The sequence below is a fragment of the Aquabacter albus genome (genome assembly GCF_040049275.1).
In the GTDB taxonomy this organism is placed as follows: domain Bacteria; phylum Pseudomonadota; class Alphaproteobacteria; order Rhizobiales; family Xanthobacteraceae; genus Aquabacter.
The window spans coordinates 373,661-388,337 of sequence record NZ_JBDZDT010000006.1; the positions used below are offsets into that span (position 1 = coordinate 373,661).

Annotated in this window: 17 protein-coding genes; 5 read left to right on the top strand and 12 right to left on the bottom strand. The window is 63.8% G+C overall.

Annotated elements, in window-relative coordinates; all coding sequences use genetic code 11:
- Window positions 1–322 precede the first annotated feature (322 nt).
- On the top strand, window positions 323–1,141 hold the full coding sequence (locus ABLE91_RS17395; protein ID WP_348932696.1) for a transglutaminase-like domain-containing protein: 819 nt from the start codon (window positions 323–325) through the stop codon (window positions 1,139–1,141).
- An 88-nt stretch (window positions 1,142–1,229) separates the two neighbouring features.
- Here the strand turns inward: ABLE91_RS17395 and ABLE91_RS17400 are convergent, their stop codons facing one another.
- Window positions 1,230–1,460: a hypothetical protein gene (locus ABLE91_RS17400; RefSeq protein ID WP_348932698.1), complete on the bottom strand. Its 231-nt coding sequence runs from the start codon at window positions 1,458–1,460 to the stop codon at window positions 1,230–1,232.
- A 459-nt stretch (window positions 1,461–1,919) separates the two neighbouring features.
- On the opposite strand from ABLE91_RS17400, the gene ABLE91_RS17405 reads away from it, so the two are divergent.
- The 3 genes from ABLE91_RS17405 to rpsU all read left to right on the top strand — a co-directional run bounded on the left by ABLE91_RS17405 (window position 1,920) and on the right by rpsU (window position 3,060).
- Entirely contained in the window at window positions 1,920–2,123 is a 204-nt protein-coding gene (locus ABLE91_RS17405; protein WP_348932700.1) for a hypothetical protein, read from the top strand.
- A 256-nt stretch (window positions 2,124–2,379) separates the two neighbouring features.
- Window positions 2,380–2,589, top strand: coding sequence for a cold-shock protein (locus tag ABLE91_RS17410; protein ID WP_348932701.1), 210 nt, complete (start codon window positions 2,380–2,382; stop codon window positions 2,587–2,589).
- A 216-nt stretch (window positions 2,590–2,805) separates the two neighbouring features.
- Complete coding sequence (rpsU, locus tag ABLE91_RS17415; protein WP_348932703.1) at window positions 2,806–3,060, top strand: 30S ribosomal protein S21; 255 nt, start codon at window positions 2,806–2,808, stop codon at window positions 3,058–3,060.
- Between the two features lie 69 nt (window positions 3,061–3,129).
- On the opposite strand, the gene ABLE91_RS17420 is transcribed toward rpsU, so the two are convergent.
- The 4 genes from ABLE91_RS17420 to ABLE91_RS17435 form a co-directional block, all read right to left on the bottom strand.
- The gene (locus tag ABLE91_RS17420) at window positions 3,130–3,519 is read right to left on the bottom strand and encodes an Ig-like domain-containing protein (RefSeq protein ID WP_348932704.1); all 390 of its coding nucleotides are present in this window, start codon (window positions 3,517–3,519) and stop codon (window positions 3,130–3,132) included.
- Between the two features lie 44 nt (window positions 3,520–3,563).
- Complete coding sequence (locus ABLE91_RS17425; protein ID WP_348932706.1) at window positions 3,564–3,812, bottom strand: hypothetical protein; 249 nt, start codon at window positions 3,810–3,812, stop codon at window positions 3,564–3,566.
- Between the two features lie 373 nt (window positions 3,813–4,185).
- Window positions 4,186–4,503, bottom strand: coding sequence for a hypothetical protein (locus ABLE91_RS17430; protein WP_510181962.1), 318 nt, complete (start codon window positions 4,501–4,503; stop codon window positions 4,186–4,188).
- Between the two features lie 111 nt (window positions 4,504–4,614).
- Window positions 4,615–6,921, bottom strand: coding sequence for a Tex family protein (locus tag ABLE91_RS17435; RefSeq protein ID WP_348932707.1), 2,307 nt, complete (start codon window positions 6,919–6,921; stop codon window positions 4,615–4,617).
- Window positions 6,922–7,007: 86 nt separating this feature from the next.
- Here ABLE91_RS17435 and ABLE91_RS17440 point away from each other — a divergent pair, with 86 nt between their 5' ends.
- Complete coding sequence (locus ABLE91_RS17440) at window positions 7,008–7,319, top strand: CsbD family protein (protein ID WP_348932709.1); 312 nt, start codon at window positions 7,008–7,010, stop codon at window positions 7,317–7,319.
- A 401-nt stretch (window positions 7,320–7,720) separates the two neighbouring features.
- Here ABLE91_RS17440 and ABLE91_RS17445 read toward each other — a convergent pair whose 3' ends face one another.
- The 7 genes from ABLE91_RS17445 to cyoA all read right to left on the bottom strand — a co-directional run bounded on the left by ABLE91_RS17445 (window position 7,721) and on the right by cyoA (window position 14,518).
- Window positions 7,721–8,269, bottom strand: a complete 549-nt coding sequence (locus ABLE91_RS17445; protein WP_348932711.1) for a response regulator transcription factor — start codon at window positions 8,267–8,269, stop codon at window positions 7,721–7,723.
- Entirely contained in the window at window positions 8,259–9,542 is a 1,284-nt protein-coding gene (locus ABLE91_RS17450) for an ATP-binding protein (RefSeq protein WP_348932713.1), read from the bottom strand. Before ABLE91_RS17450 ends, ABLE91_RS17445 begins: the two co-directional genes overlap by 11 nt.
- Before the next feature lie 24 nt (window positions 9,543–9,566).
- A complete protein-coding gene (locus ABLE91_RS17455) occupies window positions 9,567–10,247 on the bottom strand; it encodes an SURF1 family protein (protein ID WP_510181963.1) in 681 nt (226 codons plus the stop codon).
- 74 nt (window positions 10,248–10,321) lie between these two features.
- Window positions 10,322–10,702 (bottom strand): cytochrome o ubiquinol oxidase subunit IV, encoded by a 381-nt coding sequence (gene cyoD, locus ABLE91_RS17460; RefSeq protein WP_348932715.1) that lies wholly within the window; start codon window positions 10,700–10,702, stop codon window positions 10,322–10,324.
- Complete coding sequence (cyoC, locus tag ABLE91_RS17465) at window positions 10,699–11,328, bottom strand: cytochrome o ubiquinol oxidase subunit III (protein WP_348932716.1); 630 nt, start codon at window positions 11,326–11,328, stop codon at window positions 10,699–10,701. The genes cyoD and cyoC overlap by 4 nt, the downstream gene beginning before the upstream one ends.
- The gene (gene cyoB / locus ABLE91_RS17470; RefSeq protein ID WP_348932718.1) at window positions 11,325–13,334 is read right to left on the bottom strand and encodes a cytochrome o ubiquinol oxidase subunit I; all 2,010 of its coding nucleotides are present in this window, start codon (window positions 13,332–13,334) and stop codon (window positions 11,325–11,327) included. Before cyoB ends, cyoC begins: the two co-directional genes overlap by 4 nt.
- 11 nt (window positions 13,335–13,345) lie before the next feature.
- Complete coding sequence (gene cyoA / locus ABLE91_RS17475; RefSeq protein WP_348932721.1) at window positions 13,346–14,518, bottom strand: ubiquinol oxidase subunit II; 1,173 nt, start codon at window positions 14,516–14,518, stop codon at window positions 13,346–13,348.
- Window positions 14,519–14,677: the final 159 nt, after the last annotated feature.

Sequence of the window (14,677 nt, forward strand, 5' to 3'; positions counted from 1 at the left end):
TTGCAGGAATTTCGGTGAACACACATTCAGCACTGCGGGCTTGATTTTTCTGCCACAGCCCTCCTCGCCCGCAACAGTTATGAGTCGCATGGCAGTCATCGAGGGCCAAAATCGATCAATCCGGGCCGATAAGACAGGAAACTCGGCGAGGCGAACCGCTCCATAGGCGCGGCATGGCCGACGTGATACAAAAGACACACGACTCCTCGATCTTGTCCGTCATAAGCTGGGCTGCGAGCCAAAGGCGACTTCCAGGCTGCGCCTATATTCTTTATATTACGGGTGGCGACTTCATTTAACTCCGACGCGTCAGGATATATCTATGCGCATTCGCGTCGGCTGTGAGCTCATCTACCAATTTCAGCAGATAACCCCTATAATTTTCATGGTCAATATTCACTCATCCAGGGTGTCTGACCTTGAACAGCCGGATTATATTGTAACCACACCCTCGGTACCCATTGAAGGCTACAGGGACAGCTTCGGGAACTGGTGCAATCGGCTGGTGGCCCCGCAGGGGCAATTCTCGGCGAAGACCGAGACGGTGGTGCGCGATTCAGGCTTGTGGGACCCAACCGAAGACGGGGCCGCGCAGCTTCCGGTCCAGCATTTGCCTCCCGATACCCTCCTCTTCTTGCTCGGAAGTCGGTATTGCGAGACCGATCAACTCTCGGAGGCTGCCTGGTCCTTATTCGGGAGCACGCCGCCGGGCTGGTCGCGCGTCAAGGCGGTCTGCGACTATGTGCACAACCATATCACTTTTGGATACGAGCATTCCCGCGCCACGCGAACCGCAGCGGATGTCTTCCGCGAGCCGCGGGGCGTGTGCCGCGATTACGCCCATCTGGCGCTGGCCTTCTGCCGGTGCCTCAACATTCCCGCGCGGTACTGCACCGGATATGTGAGCGACATCGGCCTTCCGCCAGCCCATGCTCCCCAGGATTTTGCGGCCTGGATCGAGGTCTTTCTCGGCGGCGCCTGGCACATCTTTGATCCTCGCAACAACGACCCGCGCATCGGACGCATATTGATTGCCCGCGGCCGCGACGCCGCTGATGTGCCGATCGCAATGACGTTCGGCCCAAGCACCCTTCTGAGCTTTCACGTAACCACCGAGGATGCAGCCGCCCCGAGTTCATGACCGAGGGCGCCCCAAGCGTGCGCGCAACGTGCCGGCACGCCTCACCACCAGAATGTAGATCCAGCCAATTCGCCCGCTTGGGGCAGGCTTACTCCGCCAATTGGAGACCCTTTACGGGCTTACGCCCCTTACGCGGCAGCGGCAGAGCGGGATTTGCAGCCTCGTGGGCTTCGCGCAGCGCCCGAAGACGCTCGGTATTGGCGCGGACCGCATCGCCTTCCCGCTTATAGACGGCCATGGCGCGGGAGACCGATTCCTCGATCTGGCGCTGACGCTCGCCGGTGGAGAGGGTTTTGCGGGGTTCTGTAACGGTGGTCATAGAATGTCCAATGCAGTTGCGGGATTGTGTCGCCGGTAGCCGCGCGGGCTGGGGAAGTGTTCGCACCGCCATTAAGGGCCGCAGCAAAAAGAACTCTGCTCCCGCCATATGAGCGTCGCGCGACACCGAGGGCGTGCTCGCAACCTGCCGCATGAGAGCAGCGATCGCGGCGCCTTGACGCGGCACACACCCCGCGCATCAGGCACGCGGACGAGAACAATATCTCTTGGCAAATGATAGCCCAAATCGCCGGAAATCCCAGTGAAAACGCCTCCGGCGCCAAAATAGTTCCGCAATCATCCCTGCCCTCGCAGGCATGTGTTCAAAATATTTCACAGCTCGCGCGATCAGCTTTTTCTGGTCAGACGCGGCTTGAAAGCGCATATTCAGCGCACAAATGGAAAATGACAGGCGTCGGAGGGTGAGAGCTTTTTCGCCCCCGCCTGAAATGAGATCATCATGACTAACCGCAAATTCAATGTCGGCGCACGGGTAGCGCTGAACCGCCCCTTCACCCATCGCTCCACGGCACCCTCGTTCGAAGTGGTCGGCGTTCTGCCTTCCGAGCAGGGCGAGTTCCGCTACCGCCTGCGCTCCGCTGATGAGCCCTTCGAGCGGGTGGCTGGTGAAAGCCAGATCGAAGCGATCGATGCTAAAGGGTGATCGCGACTGTTATTCCAACAAGATTCCCAAGGGATGCATGGCCCGCCAGCAGGACTCGAAAAATAAAATTCCAATAAAAATTTGACTTCGGGCCCGACTTACCCCATCTTCCCTTCAGTCGATATGACGGTCAGACGAATTGGCCTTGCGCTGAACACCGGCGCCCTGCTGACGATACCTACCCGAAAAAATGCAAATTCGACGGCCTGCGGCTGACGTGGGCGAGCACTACCTATGTTTATCGAAAGGGTCTCCCATGACTACGGGAACCGTAAAGTGGTTTAATGCCGAAAAGGGTTTCGGCTTCATCGCTCCTGACAGCGGCGGCGCGGATGCGTTCGTGCACATCAGCGCTGTGGAGCGCGCCGGCCTGACCGGGCTGCGCGAGGGCCAGAAGGTGAGCTTCGAGCTGACTTCCGACCAGCGCGGCAAGATGGCTGCGTCGAACCTGGCGCTCCTGACCTGATTGCTTCAGCGGGCAGCGATCCCTCGTTGCCTGCTGCCCGGAGCTTCCGCCAAATTTTGGCTGACCACGGATGTACTGGCGGTCGACGGCGGAACGTTTCCGGACAAGCATCAGCATGATCGAAACCCGCTTCTTTGATCGGAAGCGGGTTTTTCTATGATACGAGCAATCAGGTCTCTGCCCTAAAGCTGCTCACTATTCAGATCGGATATGATCTTGCAAGTTTTCGTGAGAGACAACAACATCGATCAAGCACTTAAGGTCTTGAAGAAGAAGATGCAGCGCGAAGGCGTCTTCCGTGAGATGAAACAACGGAAGGCATATGAGAAGCCTTCCGAAAGGCGGGTTCGCGAAGAAGCAGAAGCTGTCCGTCGGGCGCGGAAGAACGCGCGGAAGGCAGCCCAGCGCGAAGGCCTGTTGCCAAAGCGCCCCGCCAAGCCACGGCCGGCGCCGGCCGCACGCGCGACCTGATCAGGGGCGCTTGGCGGCACGTCCTGTTCCGCCAAGTCCCATGGCCGTGATCGCCAAAGGCGCTCCGCTCTAGTAAAATGGGCGGGTCAAGGCAGCGGAGGATAAGACCTTTCCTGCCTCGTCCCGCGCTTCAACCGTCCAAGTGTACATCCCCGAGATGCATGGGGATTGAAACGACACCGTCCCCTTCGGGATCTGGCCGGACACGGGGTATGGCACGACGGCGCCCCCCAGCAGCGCCCCCTCGGACCCTGTCAGGACAAATTTCAATGTCCTGGTCCCCAGCGGCGCATTCCCGATCGCGAACGGCGGGCTCACGGCCGCACTCATGCACAGCTTCGTCCCGATCCACGAATAATCCAGAGTCATTTCCTCTGAATAAGCCGCCGCCGGGCTGAGGCTGAAGATCAGCAGGCCCGCTGCCATTGCTTGTCTGATATACATTTCGTCCTTCGGCATTCGGCGAGTAACACGGCGCACTTGTGCTGGCGGCAACGGCTCCGCTACGACGCCGCGGGCTCGGGAAGCGGGCTGGCGGGCTTCTTGATCCGCCACAGGGCAAACCCCACTTCGCTCAGCGTCTGCTCTATCAATTCCCGGTTGATGCGATGCGGAAGCCGGTGATGCGGGAGGATAACCGCAATCTCCCGCCAGGGCGCGAAGCGCTGCGGCAGCTGACTTCCGCGCTCATCTCCCGCGAACGCAAACAGCCCCTTTTTTGCCTCGGATTCGAAGGAATAAATATTCGGCATTTCTCATTCCTTCTGAAAATGGAAGATATAATCTTTAGCCGATCGACGATCTTGATACGGATCGAGAGCCGGATCTTCCCTTAGTTACGATACCATATCTCTGGGAAAATTGGCATTTTTCTTATGCAGGCCGCGAGAAGCAGAAGATAAATACCGCGATAGATCTGCTCTTTCCGGCAGGTTCCTATGCACTGTGCCGGCCGATAAATTGCGTTTGCTGTAGAGGCGCACCCAGCTGCCGCATTGAGGATGATGCGCGAGCAAACGCGGGGGCTAAGCCGGCGTCCGCCGCTCCGTTCCCCAAACCGGTTATTTGGAACCGCCGGACGTCAGCCGCGCAGCTTCCGGGGCAAAAGGCCCCTGCCCGCGCAGACTAACGCGGCACCTCAAGCTCGCCGCCCAGCTCGACCCTCTGGCGCTTCTTGTCATAGACGCAGATCATCATCACAGGCTGCTTCGCGCCTTTCGGCTTGCCCCGCAGCAGCGCCAGACCGAAGGATTCGCTTCCAAACGGGTCGACCGTGGCCGTCGCCCCCGTGAGGTTGGCGGATGCTGCCTTGAGGCAGGCGGTCTCGACGGCCTGCCTCAAAGCGCCCCAGGAATCGTCGGACGATGCCGTGGCGGCGGTCGCCATGAACAATGATGCGAGCAGGCAGAGGCCGGCAAGGAAGGTCTTCTGCATCTGGCGCATGTCTCACCTCGGCACTTGAAAGAACGGCGCGGTCCTGCTGGGGCGTTCGGGCTGCGCCCGGCGAGGCGTCACCCTAGTGGCGACGCCCCACCAACGCATGACACACCCGCATCACTTGCGCTTCATCGCCTCCGCCAAGGCGGCGCCGAATGAGCCTTGCGGGGCGGGTTCGGGCTTGCGCGGCGGCGGGGGAGGACGGCGATCGCCGCGGGTGTCCGGCGCCGGGCGGGCGGGCGCGGCCGCGCCGTCCTTGCGCATGGAGAGCGAGATGCGCTTGCGCGGCACATCCACCTCCAGCACCCGCACCTTCACCACGTCACCGGCCTTCACCACCTCGTGCGCGTCCTTGACGAAGCGGTCCGCAAGCTGGGAGACGTGCACCAGCCCATCCTGATGCACGCCGATATCGACGAAGGCGCCGAACGCCGCCACGTTCGTCACCGTGCCCTCCAGCAGCATGCCCGGGCGCAAATGCTTGATGTCGTCCACCCCGTCCGCGAACGAGGCGGTCTTGAACTCCGGGCGCGGGTCGCGGCCGGGCTTCTCCAGCTCGGCGATGATGTCGCGCACGGTCGGCAGGCCGAAGCGCTCGTCGACGAAGACGTGCGGGTCGAGCGCGCGCAGCTTGGCGCTGTCGCCCATCAGCGCGCGCACGTCGCGCCCGCAGGCGGCGACGATCTTCTTGGCGACGCCATAGGCCTCCGGATGGACGGAGGACGCATCCAGCGGCTCCTTGCCGTCGGGAATGCGCAGGAAGCCGGCGCACTGCTCGAAGGTGCGCGGGCCGAGGCGAGAGACTTTCAGCAGATCGCGGCGGGCGGCGAAGGGGCCGTTGGCATCGCGATGGGCGACGATGGCCTCCGCCAGCGAGGCGCCGAGGCCGGAGACGCGGGCGAGCAGCGAGGCGGAGGCGGTGTTGAGATCGACGCCCACCGCGTTCACCGCATCCTCCACCACCGCATCCAGAGCGCGGGCGAGGCGGGACTGGTCCACATCGTGCTGGTATTGCCCGACGCCGATGGATTTCGGCTCGATCTTCACCAGCTCCGCCAGCGGATCCTGCAGGCGCCGGGCGATGGAGACGGCGCCGCGCAGCGAGACGTCGAGATCGGGGAATTCAGCCGCGGCGGCGGCGGAGGCGGAATAGACCGAGGCGCCGGCTTCGCTCACCACCACCTTGATGGGCCGCCGCTCGGCGGGAAGGCGGGCGATGAGGTCGGCCGCCAGCTTGTCGGTCTCGCGGCTCGCCGTGCCGTTGCCGATGGCAACCAGCTCCACATCGTGCTTCGCGATCAAGGCCGCCACCGCCGCCTGCGCGCCCTGCACGTCATTTCGCGGCGGGAACGGGTAGACGGTGGCTGTGTCCAGGAGCTTTCCGGTGCGGTCCACCACGGCCACCTTCACGCCGGTGCGGATGCCGGGATCGAGCCCCATGGTGGCGCGCGAGCCAGCGGGCGCGGCCAGCAGCAGGTCCTTCAGGTTGCGGGCGAAGACGCGGATGGCCTCTTCTTCCGCGCGCTCGCGCATCTCCACCATCAAATCGACGGAGAGGTTGAGCGAGAGGCGCACGCGCCAGGCCCAGCGCGCCACCTCCATCAGCCACACATTGCCCGGCGCGGTGTCTGTGACCTCCAGGGCAGCGGCGACGATGCGCTCCGTCGGCTTCACCGGGGAGACATCGTCCGCGTCCACTTCGATCTCGACGGAAAGGATCTCCTCGTTGCGCCCGCGCAGCATGGCGAGCACGCGATGGCCGGGTGCCGTGGCCCACCGCTCGGAATGGTCGAAATAGTCCGAGAACTTGGCGCCGGCCTCCCGCTTGCCCTCTTCCACGCGGGCGCGCAGGACGGCGCGCTCCTTCATGTGGGCGCGCAGGCGGCCCAGCAGATCGGCATTCTCGGTGAGGCGTTCCACCACGATGTCGCGCGCCCCTTCCAGGGCCGCCTTCACATCCGCCACCTCGTCGGTGATGTAGGCGCCCGCGAGTTCCGCCGGCACCTTGCGGCGGTCGGCCAAAATCGCCTCCGCCAGCGGCGCGAGGCCGCGCTCGCGGGCGATCTCCGCGCGGGTGCGGCGCTTGGGCTTGAAGGGAAGATAGATATCCTCCAGCTCGGCCTTGGTGACCACTGCCGCGATCCTGGCTTCAAGCTCGGGCGTGAGCTTCTCCTGCGTGCGGATGCTCTCCAGCACCGTGGCACGCCGCGCCTCCAGCTCCCTGAGATAGCCGAGCCGCTCCTCCAGCGTGCGCAGCTGGGTATCGTCCAGCCCGCCCGTCGCCTCCTTGCGGTAGCGCGCGACGAAGGGGACGCTCGCGCCTTCATCCAGCAGCGTCACGGCAGCCGAAACCTGCTCGGGGCGGGCGGAGATCTCCGCCGCAATGGTGCGGGCGATGGAGGCGGCGGTGCGGGCGTCAGCCATTCGGGTCTCACGAGTCATGAACGGGGGGCGGACATTAAGCGGACCGTTGGCAGCTGCCAACGGGCGATAAGGCGCCATCGCCAAACATGAACGATCACGCCGTGGAACAGGAAAACCTGGGAACACGTTGCGCTTCAGCCACGGCAATGGAGCGTCGAATGGACAGCAATCGAATTTCAGGAACGGTCACCGAGCTTGGCGGCAGAGTGAAGGAAGCTGCCGGCGCGCTTACGGGCGACATGTCGCTTCGGACCGAAGGTTATTACGATCAGGCCGAAGGCCTGGCTGAAAGCACGCTCGGGCGGGTGAAGGACTATGTGGCGGAGCGTCCCGTCAATGCCATGATCGCCGCTGGATTCATCGGCTTCATTCTCGGCGTTTGGGCCGGCCGAGCCTGAGCATGGCGCGCCCGTCACCCTTTGGGCGGGCGCGCCCGCTAGCTGTCATAGAGCCACGAAATCGTGGCCATGACCGCCAGCAGCCCAACGAGGCCGGCGAAGATTACGGTCCAGGTGCGCCCCGTCGGTAAGGCACGAGCCGGAGCGCGATGGTCCTCCTCGCTTTGGGGAACATCCAATGCGGCGGAGGTGCTGGTGCCATCATCGATTTCGGGTCGCTCAGTGTCTCTGTTGTTCATTGCGGCGTCCCTCGGCGCGCCCCCTACGGGAAGCCGAAAAGTCCACCGCAAGTTCCGCATCGGAACGATGGGAAGAGACCAACACGATCACTATCGAGAAATGGCCTTTCCCAAGTACCGCCTTGACCCGGCAGGGCCTCCGCATCAGACCGCTCGGGAAAGTCAGGGAACGCGTTTCTTCTCCAATTTGCGCGCCAGCGTGCGGCGGTGCATGCCGAGACGGCGGGCGGTCTCGGAGATGTTGAAGTCCGTTTCCGCCAACGTCTCGTGAATACGCTCCCATTCGAGGTTCTTGAGCGAGGTCGGTCGCGCAGCGACGGGGACCGAAGTATCTCCCGCCGTCTTGCCAAAGGCAGCCTCGATGTCGTCGGTGTTGGACGGCTTGGCGAGATAGTGGCAGGCGCCGAGCTTGATGGCTTCCACGGCCGTAGCAATGCTGGCGAAGCCGGTGAGCACCACGATCTTCATGGCTGGATCGCTGGTGTGCAGAGTCTTGACGCATTCGAGCCCTGAACCGGCTGCGAGCTTCAGGTCGACCACAGCATAAGAGGGCGTTGCCTCCTCCAGGAGCGCCCGCACCTCGTCGATGCCATCGCTGATCCGCACCTCGTAGCCTCGACGCTCGAAGGAGCGGCGCAAGGCGCGTGCGAAGGACGCATCGTCCTCCACGATCAGCAGCAGGCCGGCGGGCTCCGTGCCGCTAGAGTCCATGTGCGTCTCCGGACGACAGTGCGGGCAGCGGAAGCGCCAGGGTAACGCAAGCACCCTTGACCTCGTTGCGCGCCAACACGCGGCCGCCAAGCTTGCGAACCACATTGACCACGAGGAACAGGCCGAGCCCTCCGCCGGGCCGGTTCTTGCTGGACCGGTACGGCTTGCCGAACTCGGCCAGCATCTGCTCGGCGAAGCCGGGACCCGCATCCCTCACGTCGACGATCAACTCGTCCGCCTGCCGGCGCACCGCGACGCCCACCCAATCCGGCGACGCTTCGAGGGCATTGTCGAACACGTTGAAGATCACCTGCTTCAAGGCCGGGTCGGAGATGATCGCCTCACCTGAGCCCAACCCATTGCTGTATTCCAGCGTGGCCGGCGAACGGCTCACCCGCCATTCCGCCACCAGCTCGTCGAAGAAGGCCCCCGCCGTAGTGCGCACGGTCCCTTCCCCACGCGCTTCCCCGGACGACATCAGGATGCCGGAGACGATGGTCTTGCAACGGTCGAGCTGGCTCTGCATCTCGGCCATCTCCTCGGCAATATCCGGGTCCCCGCCGAAGGACGGCATGCGCCGCCAGTCGTTCAGGATCACCGACAGCGTCGCCAGCGGCGTGCCCAGTTCGTGGGCGGCGCCTGAGGCGAGGAGACCCATGCGCACGATGTGGTCTTCCTCGGCGGATTTCTGGCGCAGGTCCGCCAGATGCGCATCGCGGGCGCGCAGGTTGCGGCTGATCCGCGTAATGAAGAACACGAGCAGGCCCGCCGCCAGCACGAAGCAGACGAACATTCCCTTGATGTGCAGGCTGAAGAGATTGTCGGCGAGCCCCGGTGGCAGAGCGAGCGGCCGGAAGGCGGAGGTGAGCCAGACGAAGCATCCGCTCGCCACCACCGCCAGCGTCCAGGCCGACCATGTCTCCAGCAGCACGGCGCCGAGGCTCACCTGCAGCAGATAGAGGGAGATGAACGGGTTCGTCGCTCCCCCGCTCAGATGGAGCTGGACAGTGAGCGCGGCGACATCGAGCAGCAGCTCGACGAACAATTCCGTGTTCGTCACCGCCTCCTGGCTCTGCTGCCGCCAGATGCTCACGAGATTGAGCGTCACGAGGAAGGCCAGAACCGATCCCATTTCAAGAAGCGGCAGGGGGATGCGGAACCAGAACTCGACGATGAGGATCGTCACCACCTGCCCCACCACGGCGTGCCAACGCAGCTGGATCAGCAAAAGCAGGTTCTTATTGCCTGTGGTGTCGCGGGCTGGCGTCGTCATGTCCTTCGTGGCGTGCCTTTCATGTCAGGCGCGCCGCGCCCAGATGACGATTGCGCCGCTGGCTGCCATGGCGGCGAGGGCGAACCATGTCAGTGCATAGACGAGGTGATTGTTCGGAAAATGGACGATTGTGAGCCCGCCGACCGGAAATCCGCCGGGATTGGGCCTGGCATCCGCGTCGATAAAGTAGGGCGCAACCTCGCCGAGCCCCTGCGCCGTCGCGATGGCGGGAACATCGCGCGAATACCACCTACCGGCCTCGGGATCGTTGCTGCGCAAGAAGGCTCCTTTCGGCTCGCTCATGCGCAGGAGACCGCTGACGGTGGTTTCGCCTTCGATCTCGCCTGCACTTCGGCGCGCCGGGTCCCGCAGGTCCGGCGGCACGAAGCCGCGATTGACCAGGGCGGTGAAGCCTTCAGAGGTCTGAAAAGGAACGAGCAGCCAATAGCCGCCGCCGCGCTCCGTGACCGCCTGCACCAGCGCTCCCCGGTCATTGAGGAAATGCCCCGAGACCCGGACATGGAGATATTCGTGGCCGGCTGCCGAGATAGACGGCCATGCGGCAGGCCCGGGCGCGGAGACAGGCGGCGCGTGGATGCGCTGTTCCACGCGATCCATCACGTCCAGCTTCCACGTCCTGCGTTCGAGCTGCCATACGCCGAGGGCGCACAACCCCGCCGCGCTCGCCAGGTAGAGGGCGACCACCGCGAATGCGCGGATGGGCCTCCCCTCCCCGCGCGTTCGGCGGCCAAGGCGGCTCCCCGCGCCGGCTGAGAGCGTCACTGCATCCGGCTCATGTCGTGGCCCGGCATCATGTTGGTGTTCAGGTGGTACATCACCCAAAGCGAGCCGCTGAGCGCGATCACGACGATGATGATGGTGAACACCAGGGCCATCATGCTCCAGCCGTTCTCGGTGCGTGTGTTCATATGCAGGAAGAACACCATGTGCACCACGATCTGGACGATGGCGAGCGCCATGATGGAGACGGCGGTCGCCGTGGCATTGCCGAGCGCGCCGATCATGACCAGCCAGAAGGGGATCGCGGTCAGCACCACTGACAGGCCGAAGCCGATCAGATAGCCGCGCAGCGAGCCGTGGCCGCTTTCATGCGCGCCTTGGTGCGCTCCGGCCGGGTGGGCGTGCGTCTCGGAGCTCATCGCAGCATCCCCATGAGATAGACGAAGGTGAACACGCCGATCCAGATCACGTCCAGGAAGTGCCAGAACATGGACAGGCACATGAGCCGCCGGCGGTTGGCCGGGATCAGGCCACGCTGCCCGATCTGGACCATCAGCGTCACCAGCCAGATGATGCCGAAGGTCACGTGAAGGCCGTGGGTGCCCACGAGCGTGAAGAAGGACGAGAGAAAGGCGCTGCGCTGGGGCGTCGCTCCCTCGTGGATCATGTGGGCGAACTCGAACAGCTCGATGCCGAGGAAGGCGAGGCCGAACACGCCCGTGACCGCCAGCCAGACCTGGGTTTGCCTGAGGCGGCCCTGGTCCACCGCCAGCATGGCGAAGCCGTAGGTGATGGAGGACAGGAGCAGCATGGAGGTGTTGAGCGCCACCAATGGCAGGTCGAACAGGTCCTTCGGGGCCGGTCCCGCTGCGAAATTTCCGCCTAGCACGCCGAAGGTGGCAAACAGCATCGCGAAGATGAGGCAGTCGCTCATCAGATAGATCCAGAAGCCGAGGGCGGTGCTGTCGCCTTCGGCGTGTGCATGCTCCTCCACCTCGTAGAAGACGGGAGCCTCGTCCTTGGCTGCGGTCACGGCGATGGTCATGGCGTCACCTGCCCGGCGATGAGGCGCGTGCGCTCATCCTCGGCTTGGACCACGTCCTCCACCGGAATGTGGAAGTCGCGGTCGTAGTTGAAGGTGTGGGCGATGGCGATGGCGAGGAGCCCGACAAAGCTCACCGCCGCCAGCCACCAGATGTACCAGACGAGGGCGAAGCCCAGCACCAGGCTGCAGCCGGCAAGGAAGATGCCGGTTGGCGTGTTGCGCGGCATGTGGATCGGCTTGAACCCTTCGAGCGGACGCCTGTAGCCACGCCGCTTCATGTCCCACCAGGCATCGCCGTCATGGACCACCGGGGTAAAGGCGAAATTGTAGGCGGGAGGCGGGGACGAGGTGGCCCATTCCAGCGTCCGGCCGCCCCACGGATCGCCGGTCACATCGCTCAGCGCCACGCGGTTGCGGATGCTCACCACGATCTGCACCAGGAAGGAGAGGATGCCGAGCAGGATCAGGAAGGCGCCGAACGCGGCGATGATGAACCAGATCTGGAGCGAGGGGTCGTCGAACACCCGCAGGCGCCGCGTCACGCCCATCAGCCCCAGCACGTAGAGCGGCATGAAGGCGAAATAGAAGCCCACCACCCAGAACCAGAACGACATCTTCCCCCAGAACGGGTCGAGCCTGAAGCCGAACGCCTTCGGGAACCAGTAGGCGATGCCGGCGAACATGCCGAACACGACGCCGCCGATGATGACGTTGTGGAAGTGGGCGATAAGGAACAGGCTGTTATGCAGCACGAAATCCGCCGGCGGGATCGCCAGCATCACGCCGGTCATGCCGCCGATGACGAAGGTGAGCATGAAGGCCAGCGTGTACATCATCGGCAATTCGAACCGGATGCGCCCGCGGTACATGGTGAAGAGCCAGTTGAAGATCTTCGCACCCGTGGGGATCGAGATGATCATGGTCGTGATCCCGAAGAAGGAATTCACGCTGGCGCCCGAGCCCATGGTGAAGAAATGGTGCAGCCACACAAGGTAGGACAGGATGGTGATGACCACCGTGGCATAGACCATGGAGGTGTAGCCGAAGAGGCGCTTTCCCGAGAAGGTCGAGGCGACCTCCGAGAATACGCCGAACGCCGGCAGGATGAGGATGTAGACCTCCGGATGCCCCCAGATCCAGATGAGGTTCACGTACAGCATCGGGCTGCCGCCGAAGTCGTTCGTGAAGAAGTTGAAGCCGAGATAGCGATCGAGCGACAGGAGCACGAGGACCGCGGTGAGCACCGGGAAGGAGGCGACGATGAGCACGTTGGTGCACAGCGACGTCCAGGTGAACACCGGCATCTTCATGAGCGTCATGCCGGGCGCGCGCATCTTCACGATGGTGCAGATGAGGTTTATGCCCGACAGCGTGGTGCCGACGCCCGCGATCTGTAGGGCCCAGATATAGTAGTCCACCCCCGCGTCCGGACTGTAACCGATGCCCGAGAGCGGGGGATAAGCGAGCCAGCCGGTCTTTGCGAACTCGCCGATGAAGAGCGACGTCATCACCAGCACGGCGCCGCTCGCCGTCATCCAGAAGCTGAAATTGTTGAGGAAAGGGAAGGAAACGTCCCGCGCGCCGATCTGTAGCGGCACCACATAATTCATCAGTCCCGTCACCAGCGGCATGGCGACGAAGAAGATCATGATCACGCCGTGGGCGGTGAAGATCTGGTCGTAATGGTGCGCCGGCAGGTAGCCTTCCGAGCCCGCAAAGGCCATGGCCTGCTGGAGGCGCATCATGATGGCGTCGGCAAAGCCGCGCAGCAGCATGATGATGCCAAGCACCATGTACATGATGCCGATCTTCTTATGGTCCACGCTGGTGAACCATTCGCGCCAGAGATAGCCCCAGAGCCGGAAGTAAGTGATGGCGCCCACGACGGCGAGGCCGCCCAGCGCCACGATGATGAAGGTACCCACCAGGATCGGCTCGTGGAAAGGCAGGCTTTCCAGCGTCAGCCGTCCGAAAATGGGACTTACGGGAACGGAAGCTGCGGACATGGCGCCTCGCGTCAGGAGTTTGAGGGCCGGCGCGCGGCGGGAGCGGCCGCCGGTGCGCTGATGGGCGTGAAGGAGGGAACCGGCAGGCCGGCGCCGAGGATGCGCGTGGTGGCGGATGCCGGGCGCGGGGCAAGGGCGTCGACCCGCACCGCGGGCTCCGCCAGATCTTCCGGCGCGCACACGCCCACCACCATCCCGGGTGTGCCACCGAACACGGCGCCGCGGCGGCTATATTTGTCATAGGTCAACGGCAGGACGTTGCGGATGCCCTCCATGCCGAGGCCGCCCTTGGCGTCGATGGCCATCATCTCGCTCATGCACATCTTGCCGCTCTCGACGCACATATTGAGGATGGCCTTGAAGAGGACCGGGTCCACCTGCGCGAAGTGCTGGACCGGCACGTTCTCGCTCGGCTTCTCCAGCTCCAGATAGGCCTCACGGGTCAGCGCGCCGCCGCCCGCCTTCGCGTCCGCCACCCACTTGTCGAAGTCGCCGCCGGAGAGGCCGAGGAAGCGGAAGAACATGCCGGAGAAGCCGGCGCCGCTGTAATTGGCGGAGAAGCCGCGATACGTGCCGGCATCGTTGATGACGGCGTGGAGCCGCGTCTCCATGCCCGGCATGGCGTAGATCTGGCCGGCGAGCGCGGGGATGTAGAAGGAGTTCATCACCGAGGAGGCGGTGATGCGGAAGCTGATGGGCCGGTCCACCGGCGCGGCCAGCTCGTTCACCGAGGCGATGCCCTGCTCGGGATAGATGAACAGCCATTTCCAGTCGAGGGCGACCACCTCGACCTCAAGGGGCCTGTGGGCGTCCGTCACCGGCGCACCGTCGGCGATGCGCTCGATGGGCCTATAGGGATCAAGCAGATGCGTGGCCATCCAGGTGAGCGCGCCGAGGCAGATGATAATGAGCAGCGGCGCCGACCAGATGATCAGCTCGAGCTGAGTGGAATGGTGCCATTCCGGCTCGTAGCGCGCGTCCGTGTTGGACGCCCGGTAACGCCAGGCGAACAGGACGGTCAGCGCCATGACCGGGATGATGATGAGCAGCATCAGCACCACGGAGATGACCACGAGGTCACGCTGCTGGATCGCGATGTCGCCGGAGGGATTCAGCACGACGAAATCGCAGCCGCAGAGCAGCGCCGTCAGCGGAAGCAGGGCAATGAGGCGGAAGCGGCCCAAGGGAGCACCTTCGGGAAAAATCATCTGTGCGAAGGGCTAGCTGCGCTGCAGCAGAGGGGACATTGGACAATTTGCCCAATGCCCCCATCCTGTCTGCCGGGAGATGAGTAGGGCGTTCGGTCCGTCGGCGCTGTCCGTGCGCGGCCGTCTATTCTTGTC

Coding starts and splice junctions, on each gene's coding strand:
- ABLE91_RS17395 (WP_348932696.1), top strand. CDS start 323: ATGCGCATTCGCGTCGGCTGTGAGCTCATCTACCAATTTCAGCAGATA.
- ABLE91_RS17400 (WP_348932698.1), bottom strand. CDS start 1,460: ATGACCACCGTTACAGAACCCCGCAAAACCCTCTCCACCGGCGAGCGT.
- ABLE91_RS17405 (WP_348932700.1), top strand. CDS start 1,920: ATGACTAACCGCAAATTCAATGTCGGCGCACGGGTAGCGCTGAACCGC.
- ABLE91_RS17410 (WP_348932701.1), top strand. CDS start 2,380: ATGACTACGGGAACCGTAAAGTGGTTTAATGCCGAAAAGGGTTTCGGC.
- ABLE91_RS17420 (WP_348932704.1), bottom strand. CDS start 3,519: ATGCCGAAGGACGAAATGTATATCAGACAAGCAATGGCAGCGGGCCTG.
- ABLE91_RS17425 (WP_348932706.1), bottom strand. CDS start 3,812: ATGCCGAATATTTATTCCTTCGAATCCGAGGCAAAAAAGGGGCTGTTT.
- ABLE91_RS17430 (WP_510181962.1), bottom strand. CDS start 4,503: ATGCGCCAGATGCAGAAGACCTTCCTTGCCGGCCTCTGCCTGCTCGCA.
- ABLE91_RS17435 (WP_348932707.1), bottom strand. CDS start 6,921: ATGGCTGACGCCCGCACCGCCGCCTCCATCGCCCGCACCATTGCGGCG.
- ABLE91_RS17440 (WP_348932709.1), top strand. CDS start 7,008: ATGAACGATCACGCCGTGGAACAGGAAAACCTGGGAACACGTTGCGCT.
- ABLE91_RS17445 (WP_348932711.1), bottom strand. CDS start 8,269: ATGGACTCTAGCGGCACGGAGCCCGCCGGCCTGCTGCTGATCGTGGAG.
- ABLE91_RS17450 (WP_348932713.1), bottom strand. CDS start 9,542: ATGACGACGCCAGCCCGCGACACCACAGGCAATAAGAACCTGCTTTTG.
- cyoD (WP_348932715.1), bottom strand. CDS start 10,702: ATGAGCTCCGAGACGCACGCCCACCCGGCCGGAGCGCACCAAGGCGCG.
- cyoC (WP_348932716.1), bottom strand. CDS start 11,328: ATGACCATCGCCGTGACCGCAGCCAAGGACGAGGCTCCCGTCTTCTAC.
- cyoB (WP_348932718.1), bottom strand. CDS start 13,334: ATGTCCGCAGCTTCCGTTCCCGTAAGTCCCATTTTCGGACGGCTGACG.